Origin of the sequence: Allotamlana fucoidanivorans (genome assembly GCF_045788535.1) — a bacterium.
Lineage (GTDB): Bacteria > Bacteroidota > Bacteroidia > Flavobacteriales > Flavobacteriaceae > Allotamlana > Allotamlana fucoidanivorans.
In genome coordinates, this window is record NZ_CP074074.1 from 1,749,739 (window position 1) to 1,767,133 (window position 17,395).

The 17,395-nt window shown below is 34.2% G+C and carries 16 protein-coding genes; 7 read left to right on the top strand and 9 right to left on the bottom strand.

The window, feature by feature from the left end:
• The first annotated feature begins 70 nt into the window (after positions 1–70).
• Positions 71–985 carry a dimethylarginine dimethylaminohydrolase family protein gene (locus KFZ70_RS08055; protein WP_139697669.1) on the top strand — a complete coding sequence of 305 codons (915 nt, stop codon included), beginning with the start codon at positions 71–73 and terminating at the stop codon, positions 983–985.
• On the opposite strand, the gene KFZ70_RS08060 is transcribed toward KFZ70_RS08055, so the two are convergent.
• Positions 982–2,475 (bottom strand): YfcC family protein, encoded by a 1,494-nt coding sequence (locus tag KFZ70_RS08060; RefSeq protein WP_139697408.1) that lies wholly within the window; start codon positions 2,473–2,475, stop codon positions 982–984. The genes KFZ70_RS08055 and KFZ70_RS08060 overlap by 4 nt on opposite strands.
• A gap of 143 nt (positions 2,476–2,618) precedes the next feature.
• On the opposite strand from KFZ70_RS08060, the gene KFZ70_RS08065 reads away from it, so the two are divergent.
• From KFZ70_RS08065 to dnaG, 4 genes are all read left to right on the top strand, one after another.
• Positions 2,619–3,194 (top strand): RNA polymerase sigma factor, encoded by a 576-nt coding sequence (locus KFZ70_RS08065; RefSeq protein ID WP_233244054.1) that lies wholly within the window; start codon positions 2,619–2,621, stop codon positions 3,192–3,194.
• On the top strand, positions 3,181–3,921 hold the full coding sequence (locus KFZ70_RS08070) for a hypothetical protein (protein ID WP_139697406.1): 741 nt from the start codon (positions 3,181–3,183) through the stop codon (positions 3,919–3,921). The genes KFZ70_RS08065 and KFZ70_RS08070 overlap by 14 nt, the downstream gene beginning before the upstream one ends.
• A 36-nt stretch (positions 3,922–3,957) precedes the next feature.
• Positions 3,958–5,040: a hypothetical protein gene (locus KFZ70_RS08075; RefSeq protein WP_139697404.1), complete on the top strand. Its 1,083-nt coding sequence runs from the start codon at positions 3,958–3,960 to the stop codon at positions 5,038–5,040.
• 122 nt (positions 5,041–5,162) lie between these two features.
• Entirely contained in the window at positions 5,163–7,121 is a 1,959-nt protein-coding gene (gene dnaG, locus KFZ70_RS08080; protein ID WP_139697402.1) for a DNA primase, read from the top strand.
• On the opposite strand, the gene KFZ70_RS08085 is transcribed toward dnaG, so the two are convergent.
• Together KFZ70_RS08085 and nadE are read right to left on the bottom strand one after the other, a co-directional pair.
• The gene (locus KFZ70_RS08085; RefSeq protein WP_139697400.1) at positions 7,116–7,748 is read right to left on the bottom strand and encodes a response regulator transcription factor; all 633 of its coding nucleotides are present in this window, start codon (positions 7,746–7,748) and stop codon (positions 7,116–7,118) included. The genes dnaG and KFZ70_RS08085 overlap by 6 nt on opposite strands.
• A gap of 92 nt (positions 7,749–7,840) precedes the next feature.
• Positions 7,841–8,632 carry an NAD(+) synthase gene (nadE, locus tag KFZ70_RS08090; RefSeq protein WP_139697398.1) on the bottom strand — a complete coding sequence of 264 codons (792 nt, stop codon included), beginning with the start codon at positions 8,630–8,632 and terminating at the stop codon, positions 7,841–7,843.
• 65 nt (positions 8,633–8,697) lie between these two features.
• Between nadE and gldB the strand changes: the two genes are divergently transcribed.
• Positions 8,698–9,678, top strand: a complete 981-nt coding sequence (gene gldB, locus KFZ70_RS08095; protein WP_233244053.1) for a gliding motility lipoprotein GldB — start codon at positions 8,698–8,700, stop codon at positions 9,676–9,678.
• Positions 9,678–10,013: a gliding motility protein GldC gene (gldC, locus tag KFZ70_RS08100; protein WP_139697397.1), complete on the top strand. Its 336-nt coding sequence runs from the start codon at positions 9,678–9,680 to the stop codon at positions 10,011–10,013. Before gldB ends, gldC begins: the two co-directional genes overlap by 1 nt.
• A 4-nt stretch (positions 10,014–10,017) precedes the next feature.
• On the opposite strand, the gene rodA is transcribed toward gldC, so the two are convergent.
• The 6 genes from rodA to purH form a co-directional block, all read right to left on the bottom strand.
• Positions 10,018–11,295, bottom strand: coding sequence for a rod shape-determining protein RodA (gene rodA, locus KFZ70_RS08105; RefSeq protein WP_139697395.1), 1,278 nt, complete (start codon positions 11,293–11,295; stop codon positions 10,018–10,020).
• Positions 11,295–13,232: a penicillin-binding protein 2 gene (gene mrdA / locus KFZ70_RS08110; protein ID WP_139697393.1), complete on the bottom strand. Its 1,938-nt coding sequence runs from the start codon at positions 13,230–13,232 to the stop codon at positions 11,295–11,297. Before mrdA ends, rodA begins: the two co-directional genes overlap by 1 nt.
• On the bottom strand, positions 13,229–13,735 hold the full coding sequence (locus KFZ70_RS08115; protein ID WP_139697391.1) for a rod shape-determining protein MreD: 507 nt from the start codon (positions 13,733–13,735) through the stop codon (positions 13,229–13,231). The genes mrdA and KFZ70_RS08115 overlap by 4 nt, the downstream gene beginning before the upstream one ends.
• Complete coding sequence (mreC, locus tag KFZ70_RS08120) at positions 13,736–14,560, bottom strand: rod shape-determining protein MreC (RefSeq protein ID WP_139697388.1); 825 nt, start codon at positions 14,558–14,560, stop codon at positions 13,736–13,738.
• Between the two features lie 13 nt (positions 14,561–14,573).
• The gene (locus KFZ70_RS08125; protein WP_139697387.1) at positions 14,574–15,602 is read right to left on the bottom strand and encodes a rod shape-determining protein; all 1,029 of its coding nucleotides are present in this window, start codon (positions 15,600–15,602) and stop codon (positions 14,574–14,576) included.
• Positions 15,603–15,794: 192 nt separating this feature from the next.
• Positions 15,795–17,327, bottom strand: a complete 1,533-nt coding sequence (gene purH, locus KFZ70_RS08130; RefSeq protein ID WP_139697382.1) for a bifunctional phosphoribosylaminoimidazolecarboxamide formyltransferase/IMP cyclohydrolase — start codon at positions 17,325–17,327, stop codon at positions 15,795–15,797.
• Between the last annotated feature and the right edge of the window lie 68 nt (positions 17,328–17,395).

The window sequence follows — 17,395 nt, forward strand, 5'->3', positions numbered from 1 at the left end:
TCTTCAATAAAGTATTTTATTATTGTTAGTTTTGAGCGTTTAATTAATGACTGTTTTTTTGGTTGAAAGTATGTTAAAACTTAATATAAAAAACGAAACGTCAAGACTACGTAAGGTTGTCTTGGGAACTGCAATTAGCAATGGCCCCATTCCCAAACTAGACGATTGCTATGATCCTAAAAGTATTGAACATATTAAAGCAGGAACCTATCCTACAGAGCTTGATATGATTGCTGAAATGAACGCACTTGAATCTGTGTTTAAAAAGTATCAGGTAGACGTGCTTAAACCCAAGGTTATACAAGATTGTAATCAAATATTTTCGCGTGATATAGCTTTTGTTATTGAAGATATTATGATTGAAGCAAATATTTTACCACATAGAGAGGAGGAAGTACATGCTATTGATTATATATGGAATCAAGTTAGTCCAGATAAACGTATGATACTACCAAAAGAATGTCATGTAGAAGGTGGTGATGTTATGCCTTGGAATGACTATATTTTTGTGGGCACCTATTCAGGAAGTGACTATGCTAATTTTATAACAGCACGCACAAATATTGATGCGGTTATCGCTTTACAAGAGTTATTTCCTAACAAAATTGTAAAATCATTTGAGCTAAGAAAGTCTAATACAAATCCAAGAGAAAATGCACTTCATTTAGACTGTTGCTTTAACCCCTTAGGAAAAGGGAAAGCAATTATTCATAAAAACGGATTTTTAGTTGAAAAGGAATATGACTGGTTAGTGAATCATTTTGGGAAAGACAATATTTTTGAAATCAATAAAGATGAAATGTATGCCATGAATAGCAATGTGTTTTCTATTTCGGAAGAGGTTGTGATTTCCGAAAAGAATTTTACACGGCTTAACGCATGGCTACGTCAACAAGGGTTTACAGTTGAAGAAGTGCCTTATCATGAAATAGGTAAACAAGAAGGGTTATTCCGTTGCTCAACCTTACCATTATATAGAGATTAATAAACTGAAATGGTTAGTAAAATCATTGTAATTATAAAAAGTATAAAAAACAAGGGCATTATAAATTTTAACCATTTGTTAAAACCTACATTTACAATGGCTAGTGCGGCCAAAATCAATCCAGTAGGGTTAATTAGGTAGAATAAACCCATACCGTATTGATAGGTGTCAACAATAATTTCTCTACCAATATTAACAGTGTCGGCTAATGGGGACATAATAGGCATGGTTAATACAGCCATACCTGATGAGGAAGGCATAAAGAATGATAATCCACTGTAAATGATAAGCATAACATTTGTGAATATTCCTTTGCTCATGCCTTCGGTAACCATGCTAGCATGATAAAGTAAGGTGTCACTTATTAATCCGTCCTCCATAATAATGGTAACGCCACGGGCTATTCCTACAATAAAAGCCACACTCAATAGGCTGGCAGCACCTTTGGCAAACTCTTCCACAAAAACGCTCTCTTTTATTTTAGCAATAAAGCCTATTAAAATGGCACCTAATAAAAAGGTAGCGGTCATTTCAATAAACCACCAGTCCCAGAAAGAAACACCAGCTATCATCACCACAAAGCATAGAGAAAAAACCAATAATATTAATATGAGTCTGGGGTTAAATTTTACTGAAGTATTTAAGTCGTGTAAGCCAAATAACTGTTCAATTTCTTCCTTCTGATTAAAAATGAGAGATTTGGTAGGGTCTAATTTTACCTTCTTGGCATATCGAAGAATGTATAATATTGTTGCAACAAGACAAATTACTAACATGATAACTCGGTTAGTTAAACCTGTAGTCCAGTTAATCCCAGCAGTATCAGAGGCTATTATGGTAGAAAAAGGATTTATTGTAGAACACATAGTACCTATGGCCGATCCTAAAAAGATACAAGCAAGTCCAACCATGGCATCATATTTTGCCGCTAAAAAAACAGGAATTAATATGGGGAAAAAAGCCATGGTTTCTTCAGCCAATCCAAAAGTTGTACCGCCCAGGGCAATAAGAGTAGTAACAAGAATGATTAAAATAAATTCATAACCTTTTAGCAGATGGGCTAACCAAGAAATTCCCGCATCAAAGGCACCAGTTACATTCATAATACCTATTAAACCACCAATAATTAAGATCAGAAAAATAATGTCGGAAGCGGCTATAATACCTTTTATAGGAGCTTGTATTAATGCGGTTAAGCCTTGAGGTTTAGAGTTTAATGCCTTGTAGGTATTGGGAATACCAATAGGTTTATAAATATCACCATTCGTAAATTTTTCAATTGGAATTTTGATATCTAATGATTCTAGTGTTTTTTGTGTAGCTGGTAGTGTTGTGGCTGAATGTTCACTTGTTCTTATGAATGTTTTGCTAGAAGCATCATAGGTTAAGGTGTCATATTTTCCTGCAGGGACTAACCACGTTAATATGGTAACAAAAACAGCAATAAGCAGTAAAATAGTTTGAGCGGTTGGAAATTTTAGTGTTTTCATTTTAAAGAAGTTATTCCATTCCATTAATTTTGGTAAAGTTAACCAAATGTATCATATGGTGTTTTTTTAATTGAAACTTAAAAAAAATATATCACGAGGCAACCATTTGTTATAAAAAAGCGTCTTATAAAATAGAAGACCAAATGAAACCATTTTTGAAAGTTATTCCGCTTCATAAAAAAGAATCTGTTTTGATTCAAAAAGCTATTAAACAAAATAGAGAGGCACAACGTATTTTGTTTGATTTGTATGCTCCGCAAATGCTAAGCGTTTGTAGAACTTATGTCAAGGATATACAACATGCCGAAGAGGTCATGCTTAATGGTTTTTTAAAAGTGTTTTCTCATTTAAAGAATTATAGATCTGAAGGAAGTTTCGAGGGGTGGGTAAGGCGCATTATGGTAAGAGAATCTATTTCTTTTATTAGAAAACAAAAACAGCTTGTTTTTTCGGTTGAAGAAATTATTCCTAACAAAGAACAGCCCAACACCATAGAAGCAGATTTGCAGGTAGTAGAAATTCAACAGCTTATTGATATGCTTCCTGATGGGTATAAAGTTGTTTTTGTTATGTATGCTATTGAAGGGTATAAGCACTGTGAAATTGCTAGTCTATTGCATATCACTGAGGGAACGTCAAAATCACAACTTTATAAGGCTAGAAAAATGCTTCAAAAGGGCGTAAAAAAGTTAAATACGGTAAACTATGGCACCAATTAATTTTGAAAAAGATATAAAGGAAAAGGTAAACAATAGAAGACTTGAGCCTTCCAAAAAAGCTTGGGATAATTTATCACATCAGTTAGATGTAGAAATTTCGCCAAGGCATAACACAAGATACTGGCGCATTGGTTTGGCGGCTAGTGTTGCTGCTTTTTTGTTCTATATTGTATCTCATAAACAAGAACCATTTATTGACTCTAACAAGATCATAAGTCAGGAAGTTTTAACAGAGGTAGAACAGCACAACATTATAGAAGTTGCAGACACCGTTAAAAATGACCAAGAAGCATCTAGTGTAAATCACGATAATACATTAAGTCTGATAACAACTTCAGAAACTGAAATACATGTAACTACCATTACTCAATCTTCACTTAACAACCAAGAGCAAACGCATACAAAGGTTAAGAACCTCAATGAAGATGTTTTGCAAGAACGTTCAATTATTGAAGAACAAAAGATTAAAAGTATAGTTGCTCAGGTTGAAATATTGGCGTCTAATAAGCAAGTTGTAACCGACGCAGATATTGAGGCATTACTTAAAGCGGCAGAACAGGATATAGCCTTGTCTAGGCTCAACAATGAGCAACAGTCTGTAGATGCCAACGCCTTATTGCAAGAGGTAGAAGAAGAACTTGATCAGTCTTTTAGAACAAGGGTTTTTGAAGCGATAAAAGCCAAATATAATACGGTAAAAACGGCGGTAGCGCAGCGTAACGAATAATATCAATCAAACATCAATCATAAAAAACGAACAAACATGCAAACTCTACTTAAGTATGGGGTGTTATTAGTAGTATGCTTAATAACGCATCTCATCAATGCGCAAGATACTATTCAAAACACAAATAATCAGTATAAAATAGAGGCTTATAAACAAGCTAAATTAGATGTTAAAACAGAAGAACGTCAATTTTTAAAAGCAGAAGTACAGGCTATTAATACAAGATTAGAACAAGGAGAAATTACAGAAGAACAGGCCAATCAATTAAAAAAGGAGGCATCAAAAAAACGGGCTTTAAATATTGAAAACAGAATAGCCATTATTGATAATAAAATAGCCTTACTTGAGCGCAATGAAAAGGACTATCTTCATAAGGATATTACCGATGTGTCTAATATAGAAATAGAAGTATCAAATGATGATGACGAATTTCTGTGGATAAAAATTAAGGATAAAAAGAAACCAAAAAAATATGACAAGCGCACCCAAAGTGATTTGGTATTTGCCATGGGGTTTAATAATGCCTTAATAGAAGGAGAAAAGTTAGATGATACACCGTATAAAATTGGAGGTTCAGGATTTATAGAATTAGGATTTGCTTGGAAAACCAGGCTTTTAGAGCATTCTAATTTTTTTAGATTTAAATATGGGGCTTCAATACAATGGAATAAACTTAACATTAGAGACAATATGTATTTTGTGAATACTGATGGTGCCATCAACTTAGAAGAATTTCCATACCCTGTACGTGTGTCAAAATTCAGAGTCACAAACTTTGTTTTTCCTCTTCATTTGGAAATAGGCCCATCAAAACGTATAGATAAGGATACCTATTTTAGGTATTCAACCAAAAAGCAATTTAAGTTTGGAGTTGGAGGCTATGCCGGATTTAATATAGGCACGCTTCAAAAAGTGAAATACCAAAATGAAAATGGTAAAAAGGTAAAAGATAAGGCCAGAAGCGGATTTAATACATCTGAGTTGATTTATGGTGTTAGTTCTTATATAGCATTGGGCACAACAGCGCTTTATGTGAAATACGACTTAAACCCTATATTTAGAAACCAAGCTATTTCCCAAAATAATATTTCAGTTGGTTTACGGTTTGATATGGACTAAACCATTAAGCAGGTATACAATCTGTAACTTATAATAAGCTGTTATTTCCAGTATAGGAATAGGTGTAATTATTGAAAATGTATTAATTTGTAGTACATTTACATCTTCAAAATTATAAGGTATTGATTTCGCCAGCATCTATAGATTTAGTTTTTGAAACTGCTCGAGTTGAGGAGGTTATTGGTGATTTTGTACAATTAAAAAAGGCGGGTAGTAATTTTAAAGGGTTAAGTCCGTTCAGTGATGAGCGTTCCCCAAGCTTTATGGTATCACCAGTAAAGCAAATATGGAAAGACTTTTCAACAGGAAAAGGAGGTACAGCCGTTTCTTTTTTAATGGAACATGAACATTTTACTTACCCTGAGGCTATAAGATATTTGGCTAAAAAGTATAATATTGAGATTGAAGAAACGGTTCAGTCTGATGCCCAGAAAGAAAAAGCCAATGAAAAGGAAAGTTTGTATTTAGTAAGTGAGTTTGCTAATACCTATTTTCAGAATATACTTCATAAAACCGATCAAGGAAAGTCTATAGGATTAAGTTACTTTAAAGAAAGAGGGTTTACAGAAGAAACGATTAAAACCTTTGATTTAGGCTATGCCCTTGATGTATGGCAAGGATTTACCGATGAAGCTTTAAAAAAAGGATATAGCATTGAGTACCTTGAAAAAACGGGGTTAACTATTGTTAAGGAAGATAAACGTTTTGATAGGTTTAAAGGGCGCGTTATGTTTCCAATAAAGAGCATGAGTGGCAGGGTGCTTGGTTTTGGAGGAAGAATACTTGTGACCGATAAAAAGGCTGCAAAATACATGAATTCGCCTGAAAGCGATATTTACCATAAAAGTAAGGTGCTTTATGGTATTTATCATGCCAAGCAAAGTATTGCTAAAGAAGATAATTGCTATCTGGTTGAAGGGTATACTGATGTGATTCAGTTCTATCAAACGGGTATAAAAAATGTAGTATCTTCTTCGGGTACGGCATTAACATCAGAGCAAATCAGATTAATAAACCGGCTTACCAAAAACATCACCGTGCTTTTTGATGGAGATGCTGCGGGCATGCGTGCCTCGTTGAGAGGTATTGATTTGATATTAGAACAAGGTATGAATGTTAAGGTGTGTACCTTTCCTGAAGGTGAAGACCCTGATAGCTTTGCCAAACAAAATACTTTACAGGAGTTGACGGAGTATTTAAACGCTAATGCCAAGGATTTTATTCAATTTAAGGCTTCTGTTTTGTTTGAAGAATCAAAGAATGACCCAATAAAGAAGGCAGAAACGGTAAGAGATATTATAAATAGTATTTCAAAGATTCCTGATAGAATCAAAAAAGAAATCTATATACAAGAATGTGCCAGAATAATGGATGTTAGTGAAGAGGTGCTGTTTAGCACTTTGGCACAAATCAATAAAAAAGAAATACAGGAAGAAGGTAAAAAACTAAAATCTGAGCAGAAGGCTTTTGAAGTTATTAAGCATCAGCAACCTGTTAAAAAGGTTGATGTACAGTATCTTTTAGAACGAAAAATTATAGAGTTGCTATTGCTGTATGGGCACATGAGTCAAGAGTTTGAAGATTTGGTTTTAAAGGAAAATGATAATGGCGAATTAATCTTAGTACCCGAAATACAGCAGGCTAAGGTGTTTGAAAAAATATTTTTGGATTTGCAGGATGATGAAATGGAATTTTCAAATCCCAAATTTAAAACGCTTTATTATACCATCATAGACAGATTAAATCAAGATGACAATTTTGAACTTAAGACTTTTGTAAATACCGTTGATCAAGATATGGCTAACGAAATTACTACGATTTTGATGGATGACGAACGCTATACTTTGGATGATTGGAAAAGAATGAATATTTTTCCTAAAGAAAAACTACATACTGTATCACAATTAGTTAGTGAAACCATTTTAAGTTTGCGTTGTTTTTTAATTGATCAAAAGGTAAAAGAGTTTCAATATGAAACCATACAAAACAAATTAGACACGAATAGAGATGTACTTGAGCAAGTAAAAGACTATTCGGGTCTAAAAATGTTGTTGTCTAGAAAGTTAAATAGAGTACTATGAAACTTCTTGAGATAGTTTAGCCTGGCTTACTAAATCCACCAAGTTATTTACTTTAAGTTTTCGCATAAGTCTTGCCTTATACGTACTTACTGTTTTCTCATTAATGTTAAGCTCTTGAGAAATTTCTTTGTTCTTTCTACCAATGGTAAGCAGTTTTAAAACTTCCGCTTCTCGCGTAGATAGTTTTTTGTAAAACGTACCTCCTTTGTTAACTCGAGAACCAAAGGCTAATTGTTGAGTTAATTCATTACTTAAATGAATACCGCCATCAGCAACTTTTAAAATTGCTTCATTAATGGTAATCACATTTACAGATTTGTTTAAGTAGCCTGATGCCCCAGCTTTTATAGCATTTATGGCATAAACTTCTTCTGGTTGGCCGCTAAAAATAATCGTTTTAACGTCTGGGTGGTCATTTTTTAAATAACGTAATACGGTTAAACCGTTTAATTTTGGAAGATCTGCTTCGGTCAAGACAATGTCTATCGGATTTTTCTTCACAAATTCTAAAATGGCATCGCCATTGTCAACACTTCCTACAATTTTAATGTTAGGAGAAGCAGAGAAAAGCACTTCCAATCCTTTTCTGGTAATCGGATGATTGTCTGCTATTAATAAATTTATCATAATTGAGAGATTTTAGATACAACTCATCCCGTAAGCTGTACTTGAGAGATTATACTTACTGCTAAGTTAATACTTTTTTACATATATAGCAATTATTGTGTGAAATTATTAGGAATTTTACAAATTGGGATAGGAACCATTTTGTGCTTGTTAGCCGTATTGAAGCGTTTATAGATTTTGAAGACTTCAAGTTCTCTACCTGAAAAATCAGCAATAGTTTTACCTTTTTCATCCATAGCCATAGCCCATTCAAGCTCTGGGTATGATGCACCTATTTGGTCTTCATCACTTCTGGCATCACCAAACAAGCCATCACTAGGAGCAGCAATCATTATAGATTCAGGTACATCTAGGTATTTTCCTAATTGATATACTTCAGACTTCACTAAATCGGCAATAGGGCTTAAATCTACACCACCATCACCATATTTTGTGTAAAAGCCAACCCCAAAATCTTCTACTTTATTTCCTGTACCCGCAACCAGCATTTTATATAACCCAGCATAATAGTACAAAGTAGTCATTCTTAAACGAGCCCGTGTATTTGCCAGTGCCATATCAACGGTAGCTTGCTTGCCCTCTAAAATAACTTCAGTTTTAAATTCTTCAAAAACAGGCGTCAAATCTGCTTTGGTAGTGCTAACATTAGAGAAACGTTTTTTTAGTTGAGTCATATGTTCTTGAGCGCGTGTTACATGGCTTGAAGCTTGATGAATAGGCATTTCTACGCATAACACCTTAAGTCCTGTTTTAGCGCATAAGGTAGAGGTTACGGCAGAATCAATACCTCCTGAAACCCCAACAACAAAGCCATTCATGCCAGACTTGGTTGCATAATCCTTGAGCCAGTTTACAATATAATCTACAACGTTTTCTATTTGCATTTTCTTTGAATTTAATAGTACCTTTGCAAGCAAAAATAACGCATACACCCTATTTATAAAAATTTATGAAGATTAAGTTTTATGTGATGAAAGTATTACGAATATTACTGATAATGGTGTTGCTATATGCTTGCAAACAAGAACAGGGACATGAAGCGGAGATAGCCAAAATACAAACAGATATTAAGGTTGAACGGTTTGATAGGTTATTTGCTAAGGTAGACCAAGCCCATTTACAAGGTTTGAAAACAGATTATCCCTTTTTGTTTTCTGAAAAATTCTCAGATACGTTCTGGTTAGAAAAAAAGTCAGATAGCTTACAAAGTGCTTTATTTCAGGAGGTAAATAAAATATTTTCAAATGTTGAAACGCTGGAAGGAGAGATTGAATTTTTGTTTAATCACTTAACGTATTATTTTCCTGAGTTCACCCCGCCCAGAGTGATTACAGTAACCAATGATGTTGATTATAGAAATAGAGTTATTGTGACCGATACCATTGCTTTAATTGCCTTAGATGCGTATTTAGGGAGTAATCATGACTATTATGCCAGTATACCAAAATATATAAGAGCAGGACTTACTAAAGAGCAGGTTGTTGTTGATTTGGCCGATGAATATGCAAAGAAGTATGTGTTTCATCCTGCCAGAAAAACTTTGCTTGATGAAATGGTTTATTTTGGCAAATGCCTTTATTTTAAAGATGCTGTAATACCATTTAAAACAGAAGCGGAGCGCATAGGTTATACAGACAATGAACTAGAATGGGCTCGTGCTAACGAAAGTTATATTTGGAGGTATTTTGTTGAACGTGAATTATTGTTTAGTACAGACTCTAAATTACCAAGTAGGTTTATAAACCCTGCACCTTTCACAAAATTTTATTTAGAAGAGATTGATGCAGATTCCCCAGGTAGATTAGGGCAATTTATAGGCTGGCAAATTGTTAAAGCTTACATGAAGAATAATGATGTTAAGCTTTCAGATATGCTCTCAAAAAATACAGAAGAGATTTTTAATAACTCAAAATTTAAACCCCGCAAGTAATGTCAAAAATAAACACGTCAAAGATAGAATTAAACGTTGCTTTAGATGAAAATCGCATTCCAGAAAAATTATTTTGGACGGCTGAAGATGGAGGTATTGCCAATGAAGAAGCCAAAGCGATGATGCTTGCTGTTTGGGATTCAAAAGTAAAAGAAACACTTCGTATTGATTTATGGACTAAAGATATGCCCGTTGATGAGATGAAGTTGTTTTTTCATCAAACCTTAGTGGCCATGAGTGATACCTTCTACAGAGCTACACAAGATGAAAAAATGAGTGCTACTATGAAAGATTTTTGCGATTATTTTGCCGAAAAATTAGAACTTAAAAAGTAAGTGCTTACCATTCATTGATTCTATTTGAATCGAGCTTAATAAAAATAAAAATCAAGATAGTAAAAGCCCAGAGGCCAGAGCCACCATAACTAAACATGGGTAAAGGGATACCTATGGTTGGAATAATACCCATCACCATACCTATATTTATAAAAAAGTGAATAAAAATAATGGAGGCCACACCATAACCATAAACTCTACTAAATTGTGATTTTTGCAGTTCGGCAAGGTGTAAAATGCGTAGTAATAATAAAACAAAAAGTATGACTACAAATGAACTTCCTATAAAGCCCCACTCTTCACCAACGGTGCTGAAAATATAGTCTGTATGTTGTTCTGGAACAAATTTTCCTGTGGTTCTAGTGCCTTCCATAAAACCTCTACCTGTTAATCCGCCCGAGCTAATAGCTTTTTCTGATTCATTTAGGTTATAGGCAAACGTTTGCTTCATTTGCTCTAGCTTTTCAGGATCTTTTTCTAATCGTAACCAAAGACTAATACGATCTTGCTGATGCGGTTTTAAAATGCTTTGGTAAAAGAATTTTACACCAAAAGAGACTAAAAAGGCCAGTAATAAAATAATTATAGATTGAAATATTCTTAATTTATTCTTGCTTAGAAAATGAAAACCAATCACTAATATAACCGCCAGAGAAGATGAAATGAGGGGGCCAAATTTTAATGACAAAATAGATAAAACAATAACCGAAATACCAATAGAAAGGTAGTATTTAGGCAACCCTTCTCTATATAACACGAAAAAGAAAGAAGCGTAAACCAAGGTGCTGCCTGTATCATTTTGAAGTAAAACTAAAAGGGCAGGAATGATAATAATGGTAAATACCTGTAATTGATCTTTTAATACTTTAATATTGGTGTTGAGGTCACTAATATATTTAGCAACGGCTAGAGCAGTGGCAGTTTTTGCAAATTCACTGGGCTGTAATGTCATGCCTCCAATAGCATACCAAGATGTTGCGCCATTTACGTTCTTTCCAAAAAAGAATAAGCCAACTAAAGATAGCATGGATATGATGTAAATAAGGCTTGAAAACCGTTCATAAAACTTGGCATCAATAGCTAAGAGAATAACAATGAGTCCGAAAGTTAGAAAAATAAACATCAGTTGTTTTCCAAACGGTTGTGAGAAATCAAAATAATCTATACTACTACCAGTATGTGAAGCCGATAAAATGTTTAACCAACCAAAGCCAACTAACAGTAAAAAGAGTATTATGGTAATCCAATCAAATTTAAAATGTCTGTTTGTCTCCCTAACCATTAATTACTTGTGCTGTTAATATGTTGTAGTTTCTTTTTTAATTGAAGGTAATCTTTCTCTTCAATGGTTTGCAGTTGTGTATAGCCATTAATTTGAAAGGGTTTTCCAGAGTAGGGTTTGGCATATTCATCTTGTAACGAGTGTCTTAAAAGCCAATCTTCTAAGTCGGTTCTAGTAATGAACCCTTTTATGTGTTTTTCAATCATTAAACTCGCTACTTTTCCAGCAAACCGGCTTCCCCAATAGCCATTTTCAACAAATACGGCAATAGCAATTTTAGGATTGTCTTTTGGAGCAAAGGCTACAAAAATAGAATGGTCTGTTAATTGTGTTTTAACACTATCAATAATAGCAAAATTCTCAACGGTACCTGTTTTTCCACAAATATCTATATCTTTTACTTGCAATGAAGCCGCCGTTCCTTTTTTGTAAACTTGATACATACCTTCAATAACGGGTTCAAAATTCCGCTTGTCAATGGTGGTGTATTTAGGTTTTGTAAACTGTTCTGGTAAAGTCTCGTTTTCAATCTTTTTTATAATATGCGGGGTAAAATAGTAGCCTCTGTTTGCTATAGCCGCTACCATATTGGCTAATTGAATGGGGGTTGTGGCTACCTCCCCTTGGCCAATAGCATTTGAAATGGTATAGGTAGAATAAAAGGTTTTGGGATAAATGTATTTATAATAAGCTCTATCAGGAATCCTTCCTTTTTGTCCTACATATAAATCATTATTTAAAAATTGTCCTAAACCAAAACTCTTGGCGTGGCTACTCCAAACATCAATGCCGTCTGAAGCATTGCCATTTTTGTCTAATATTTTTCTATAGGCTGTAGCAAAGTAGGCATTGCATGAACGCTGAATACCTCCTACAATATTATTTCTGGTGCCATAGTTACAATGACATTTCATAAATCGGTTACCGTATTTATAGCCACGATAACAGGTAACGGTTTCTTCGGGAGTTATCACACCTTCTTGTAAACCAATTAAGGCATTCATTAATTTGAATGGTGAACCAGGCTCATAAACCCCTTGTAAACTTCGGTTAAAAAGTGGTTTGGCAATAGAGTCATTATATAACTTGGTGAAGTTCTTTGAACGTTCCCTGCCTACTAAAATATTGGGGTCGTATGTAGGGGCCGCTACCATGGCAAGAATTTCGCCCGAGGAAGGTTCAATAGCAATTACGCCTCCTCTTTTATTTTTCATAAGAAGTTCACCGTATTCTTGAAGTTTAGCGTCAATAGTAATGGTAATATCTTTGCCTTGTTCAGGAATAGTATCAAATTTTCCGTTTTTGTAGGGGCCTATATTTCTGTTGAAACGGTCTTTTTGAATAAACTTTATGCCTTTTACCCCGCGTAGGGTTTTTTCGTATGAGGCTTCAACCCCTTGTTTTCCAATAAGGTCACCCATTTTGTAATAGGGGTCTTTTTGGATGATTCTGTTATTTACTTCTCCAATATCGCCTAGTACGTTGGCGCCAATAGTTGTTTCATAACTTCTTAAAGAGCGCTTCTGAATATAAAATCCATCAAATTTTCGCATCTTTTCTTGAAGCACGGCATAATCTTCTTTAGATAAGTGAGATACAAAAACCGAAGGTAATCTTGGTGAATAATGTCTTGCTTTATCTAATGTTTTGATGAATTTTTCTTTATCAATTTTCAAAAGTGAACAAAATTCTAAAGTATCTAAAGGCTCAACTTCTCTGGGGATAACCATGACGTCATATGACGGTTGATTGGCTACAAGAAGCTTTCCGTTTCTGTCATAAACAAATCCTCGTTTGGGATAATCATACACTTTTCTAATAGCATTATCGGCATATAAATCATGACTTCTGGCATCATAAATTTGTAAGTAAAAAAGCCTAGAAATAAATAATAGGCCAACTGTAATTATTGATATGAATAATAAAAGTTGTCTCATCTTGGTTTCTTACTAAAAAGAATAGTTATCAATACACTTAAAAGTATAGTAAAAATACTTGAGAATAACGTTTTTTGTAAGACTAAAATTATTTTTGACAGGCTAAAAATTTCTAGAGAAAATAAGATGAGGTGGTGCATGACCGTTAATAGGGTAAAATATGTGAGTTTTGATCCAAAGTCTACCGTGTTAAATTTTATGGTTTGATGTTCATAAATGGCTCCAAATGACGTTTTTAAAAGTACGGGGCGTGCGTATGCAATAAACACCGATGCCCCAGCATGAATACCACCTGTATCTAAAAATAAGTCGATGGTTAAGCCCAATAAAAAACTCAATACTATTAAAATAACTCTATTATTTTTTATGGGGTATAAGGCAATAAAAAGAATATAAACATAAGGATTTATATAACCCAAAAAGTTAATATGGTTTAATATTAAAACCTGAAAAACAACTAAAAGAATAAATCGGGTAGTATGTATGGAAAAAATACTATTCATTTAGTCGTTGTTATTGTTGTTATTTAGGTTTAGTATTTCTTCTGTATCTATGTTTTCAATGATATATACATGTTCAATATTGGTCATATCATTAAAAAGTTTCACATTTATTTCATAGAAATTTTCAGCTTGATCTAGAACAAAGTCTGCAATGACACCCACAGGAACACCTTTTGGGAAAATAGAAGACCTTCCAGAAGTGATAATGGTATCTCCTTTCTGTAGTGGGGCTATTTTGGGGATATCAACTAGTTGGGTGAATTCAGGAGATTTTCCGTTCCAGGTGAGTGTTCCAAAATGATTGGTTTTTTTTAATTGTGCACTAATTCTACTGGTTGTATTTAAAATGGATAACACCGTGCCGTACCCTCTACTTGTTTTATCTATGATTCCTATAATACCTTTAGAAGAAATCACACCAAAATCTTGTTTTATGCTATCTTTTCGCCCCTTATTTATGGTTAAATAGTTATCAGTTAATGCATAGCTGTTTTTAATAATATTGGCCGTATAAAATCTATACGGACTTTGAAATGCTGTGGAGTCAACATAAGTAGAATCTGTTTTTTGTGAGGCATTAAACCAAAGTGATTTGAGCTGTTTGTTTTCCTCGGCCAATAAGGTGTTTTGCGATTTTAAGCTAAAATAACTACTAATGTTGTTTATTGAATTATAAACCCCTCCAGTAAGAAAATTTGCAGAATTAATAAACTTACTTTTATGATACGAATGTGACTGTATGGTAAATAAAAGAGACACACAAAACAGCAACAAGAACAACAAAAAGTTTTTGTTCCTTATTATAAAATTAATAATTTGTTGCATGACTTAGCCCGCTCTATTTAATCAATACGCTTTTGTATTTTGCTAAATTTTTTAGTGTAATTCCGGTGCCTCTTACCACTGCTCTTAGGGGGTCTTCGGCAATATAAACAGGTAAATCTGTTTTTTGTGATAGACGTTTATCTAAACCTCTAAGCATAGAACCACCACCAGCTAAATAAATACCTGTGTTATAAATGTCGGCTGCCAATTCAGGAGGCGTTTGTGAAAGGGTTTCCATAACGGCATCTTCTATTCTTAAAATAGATTTATCGAGTGCTTTTGCAATTTCTCTATGCGAAATGGTAACTTGTTTAGGCTTTCCAGTAAGTAAATCGCGCCCTTGAACACTCATGTCTTCTGGCGGTAATTCCAAATCTTCAGTAGCCGCACCAATTTGAATTTTTATTTTTTCAGCAGTGCGTTCTCCAACATATAAATTGTGTTGGGTACGCATGTAATAAACAATATCGTTGGTGAAAACATCTCCAGCAATTTTAACCGATTTATCACATACAATACCACCTAAAGCTATTACAGCGATTTCAGTGGTACCACCACCTATATCAACCACCATATTTCCTTTAGGTTGCATAATATCTACACCAATACCAATAGCGGCAGCCATGGGCTCATGAATGAGATAAACTTCTTTCCCATTAACACGTTCTGCACTTTCTTTTACCGCTCGCATTTCTACTTCCGTAATGCCAGAAGGAATACAAATCACCATTCTTAATGCTGGTGTAAAAAACTTCTTTTTTAAAGCAGGTATGTTTTTTATAAACATACTAATCATCTGTTCTGAAGCATCAAAATCGGCAATAACTCCATCTTTTAAAGGACGAATGGTTTTTATGTTTTCATGCGTTTTACCTTGCATTAAACTAGCTTCTTGACCCACGGCTATAATTTTTCCAGAAACTCTATTTCTCGCCACAATAGAAGGGGCGTCAACTACAACTTTGTCATTATGAATTATAAGGGTGTTTGCGGTTCCTAAATCTATCGCAATATCTTCGGTTAAGAAGTCAAAAAAGCCCATATGTTATTGGTAATTTTTAGTGGTTTAAAATCGAATCTCGTAAATGTAATAAAAGTAAATAAATATATACCTTATAACAGGTTCAAAATTTTTATTAAAATATAACCGTTGTTTCTTATACGCAATTCATCGGTTTTTAGACTATTTAGACAGCAATAAAAACCGATGAATTTAGGGTGTAGTGTATGATTTTTAGTGTTTAAAATGACGGGTGCCAGTCATCACCATAGCCAAGTCATTAGCATTACAATAATCGATGCTTAATTGGTCTTTGATGGAACCTCCTGGTTGAATTACTGATGTAATTCCTGCCTTCTTTGCTATTTCAACACAATCAGGGAATGGGAAAAATGCATCACTGGCCATAGCAGCTCCGTTTAAATCAAACTTAAATGTGCCTGCTTTATGAATAGCCTGCTCTAAGGCATCTACACGACTTGTTTGTCCTGTTCCGCTAGCACATAATTGTTTGTTTTTAGCCAATACAATGGTGTTAGATTTTGTGTGTTTACAAATTTTTGAAGCAAACAATAAATCTTCAATTTGAGCATCAGTAGGCGCTAGGTTAGTTACTGTTTTTAAGTCTTCGGCCTTATCTGTAATGTTGTTTCTGTCTTGTACTAAAATACCATTTAAACAGCTTCGTACGTTTGTTGCAGGCATTTCAATATCGTGAATAACTAATAATATTCTATTCTTTTTACCTTTAAGAATATCTAAAGCTTCGGCTGAAAAAGAAGGAGCAATAACCACTTCACAGAATAGTTTGTGAATCTCTTCGGCTGTTGCTAAATCTATTTCAGTATTACTAATTAATACACCGCCAAAAGCCGAAACAGGATCTCCCGCTAAGGCATCAACATAAGCTTGGTGTAGTGTGTCGCGTTGTGCTAAACCACAGGCGTTATTGTGTTTTAAGATAGCAAAAGTTGGTGCGTCACCTTTAAATTCTAGCATTAAATTCACAGCTGCATCAACATCTAAAAGGTTGTTGTAGCTTAATTCTTTTCCGTGTAGTTTGGTAAATAACTCGTCAAAGTTTCCAAAGAAATAGCCTTTTTGGTGCGGGTTTTCACCATAACGTAACGCTTTTCCGTTTTGATCGCTGATTTTTAAAACGGTTTCTTCATTATTCTGGTTGAAATAGTTGAAAATAGCGGTGTCATAATGCGAAGATACGTTAAATGCTTTGGTGGCAAATCGTTTTCTGTCTTCTTCTGAAATAGACCCCTCATTGGCAGAAATTAACTCTAAAAATTCAGCATAATCAGCAACAGAAGACACACAAATTACATCGGCATAATTTTTTGCGGCAGCACGAATTAATGAAATACCACCTATGTCAATTTTTTCAATGATATCTTGATTGCTAGCTCCAGAGGCTACCGTTTTTTCAAAAGGATATAAATCAACAATTACCACATCAATTTGAGGAATTTCATATTCAGCTAACTCGGCAACATCGCCGTCATGACTCTGTCTGTTTAAAATACCTCCAAAAACTTTTGGGTGCAATGTTTTTACGCGTCCGCCTAAAATAGAAGGGTAAGAAGTAACATCCTCAACAGGAACAACGTTTATACCTAAATCATTAATAAATTTTTCTGTACCACCTGTTGAATAAATGGTAACACCTTGTTTGTCTAGTTCTTTAACTATGGGTTCTAAACCATCTTTACTAAATACAGAGATTAAGGCTGATTTGATTTTTTTTTCGTTGCTCATTACTATGTTGTTAAGGTTTTATGTTTCTGTTGAACTTGAAATAGATAGTGTAAATCAGGGGTTTATCC

Coding starts and splice junctions, on each gene's coding strand:
- KFZ70_RS08055 (WP_139697669.1), top strand. CDS start 71: ATGTTAAAACTTAATATAAAAAACGAAACGTCAAGACTACGTAAGGTT.
- KFZ70_RS08060 (WP_139697408.1), bottom strand. CDS start 2,475: ATGAAAACACTAAAATTTCCAACCGCTCAAACTATTTTACTGCTTATT.
- KFZ70_RS08065 (WP_233244054.1), top strand. CDS start 2,619: ATGAAACCATTTTTGAAAGTTATTCCGCTTCATAAAAAAGAATCTGTT.
- KFZ70_RS08070 (WP_139697406.1), top strand. CDS start 3,181: ATGGCACCAATTAATTTTGAAAAAGATATAAAGGAAAAGGTAAACAAT.
- KFZ70_RS08075 (WP_139697404.1), top strand. CDS start 3,958: ATGCAAACTCTACTTAAGTATGGGGTGTTATTAGTAGTATGCTTAATA.
- KFZ70_RS08085 (WP_139697400.1), bottom strand. CDS start 7,748: ATGATAAATTTATTAATAGCAGACAATCATCCGATTACCAGAAAAGGA.
- nadE (WP_139697398.1), bottom strand. CDS start 8,632: ATGCAAATAGAAAACGTTGTAGATTATATTGTAAACTGGCTCAAGGAT.
- gldB (WP_233244053.1), top strand. CDS start 8,698: ATGAAGATTAAGTTTTATGTGATGAAAGTATTACGAATATTACTGATA.
- gldC (WP_139697397.1), top strand. CDS start 9,678: ATGTCAAAAATAAACACGTCAAAGATAGAATTAAACGTTGCTTTAGAT.
- rodA (WP_139697395.1), bottom strand. CDS start 11,295: ATGGTTAGGGAGACAAACAGACATTTTAAATTTGATTGGATTACCATA.
- mrdA (WP_139697393.1), bottom strand. CDS start 13,232: ATGAGACAACTTTTATTATTCATATCAATAATTACAGTTGGCCTATTA.
- KFZ70_RS08115 (WP_139697391.1), bottom strand. CDS start 13,735: ATGAATAGTATTTTTTCCATACATACTACCCGATTTATTCTTTTAGTT.
- mreC (WP_139697388.1), bottom strand. CDS start 14,560: ATGCAACAAATTATTAATTTTATAATAAGGAACAAAAACTTTTTGTTG.
- KFZ70_RS08125 (WP_139697387.1), bottom strand. CDS start 15,602: ATGGGCTTTTTTGACTTCTTAACCGAAGATATTGCGATAGATTTAGGA.
- purH (WP_139697382.1), bottom strand. CDS start 17,327: ATGAGCAACGAAAAAAAAATCAAATCAGCCTTAATCTCTGTATTTAGT.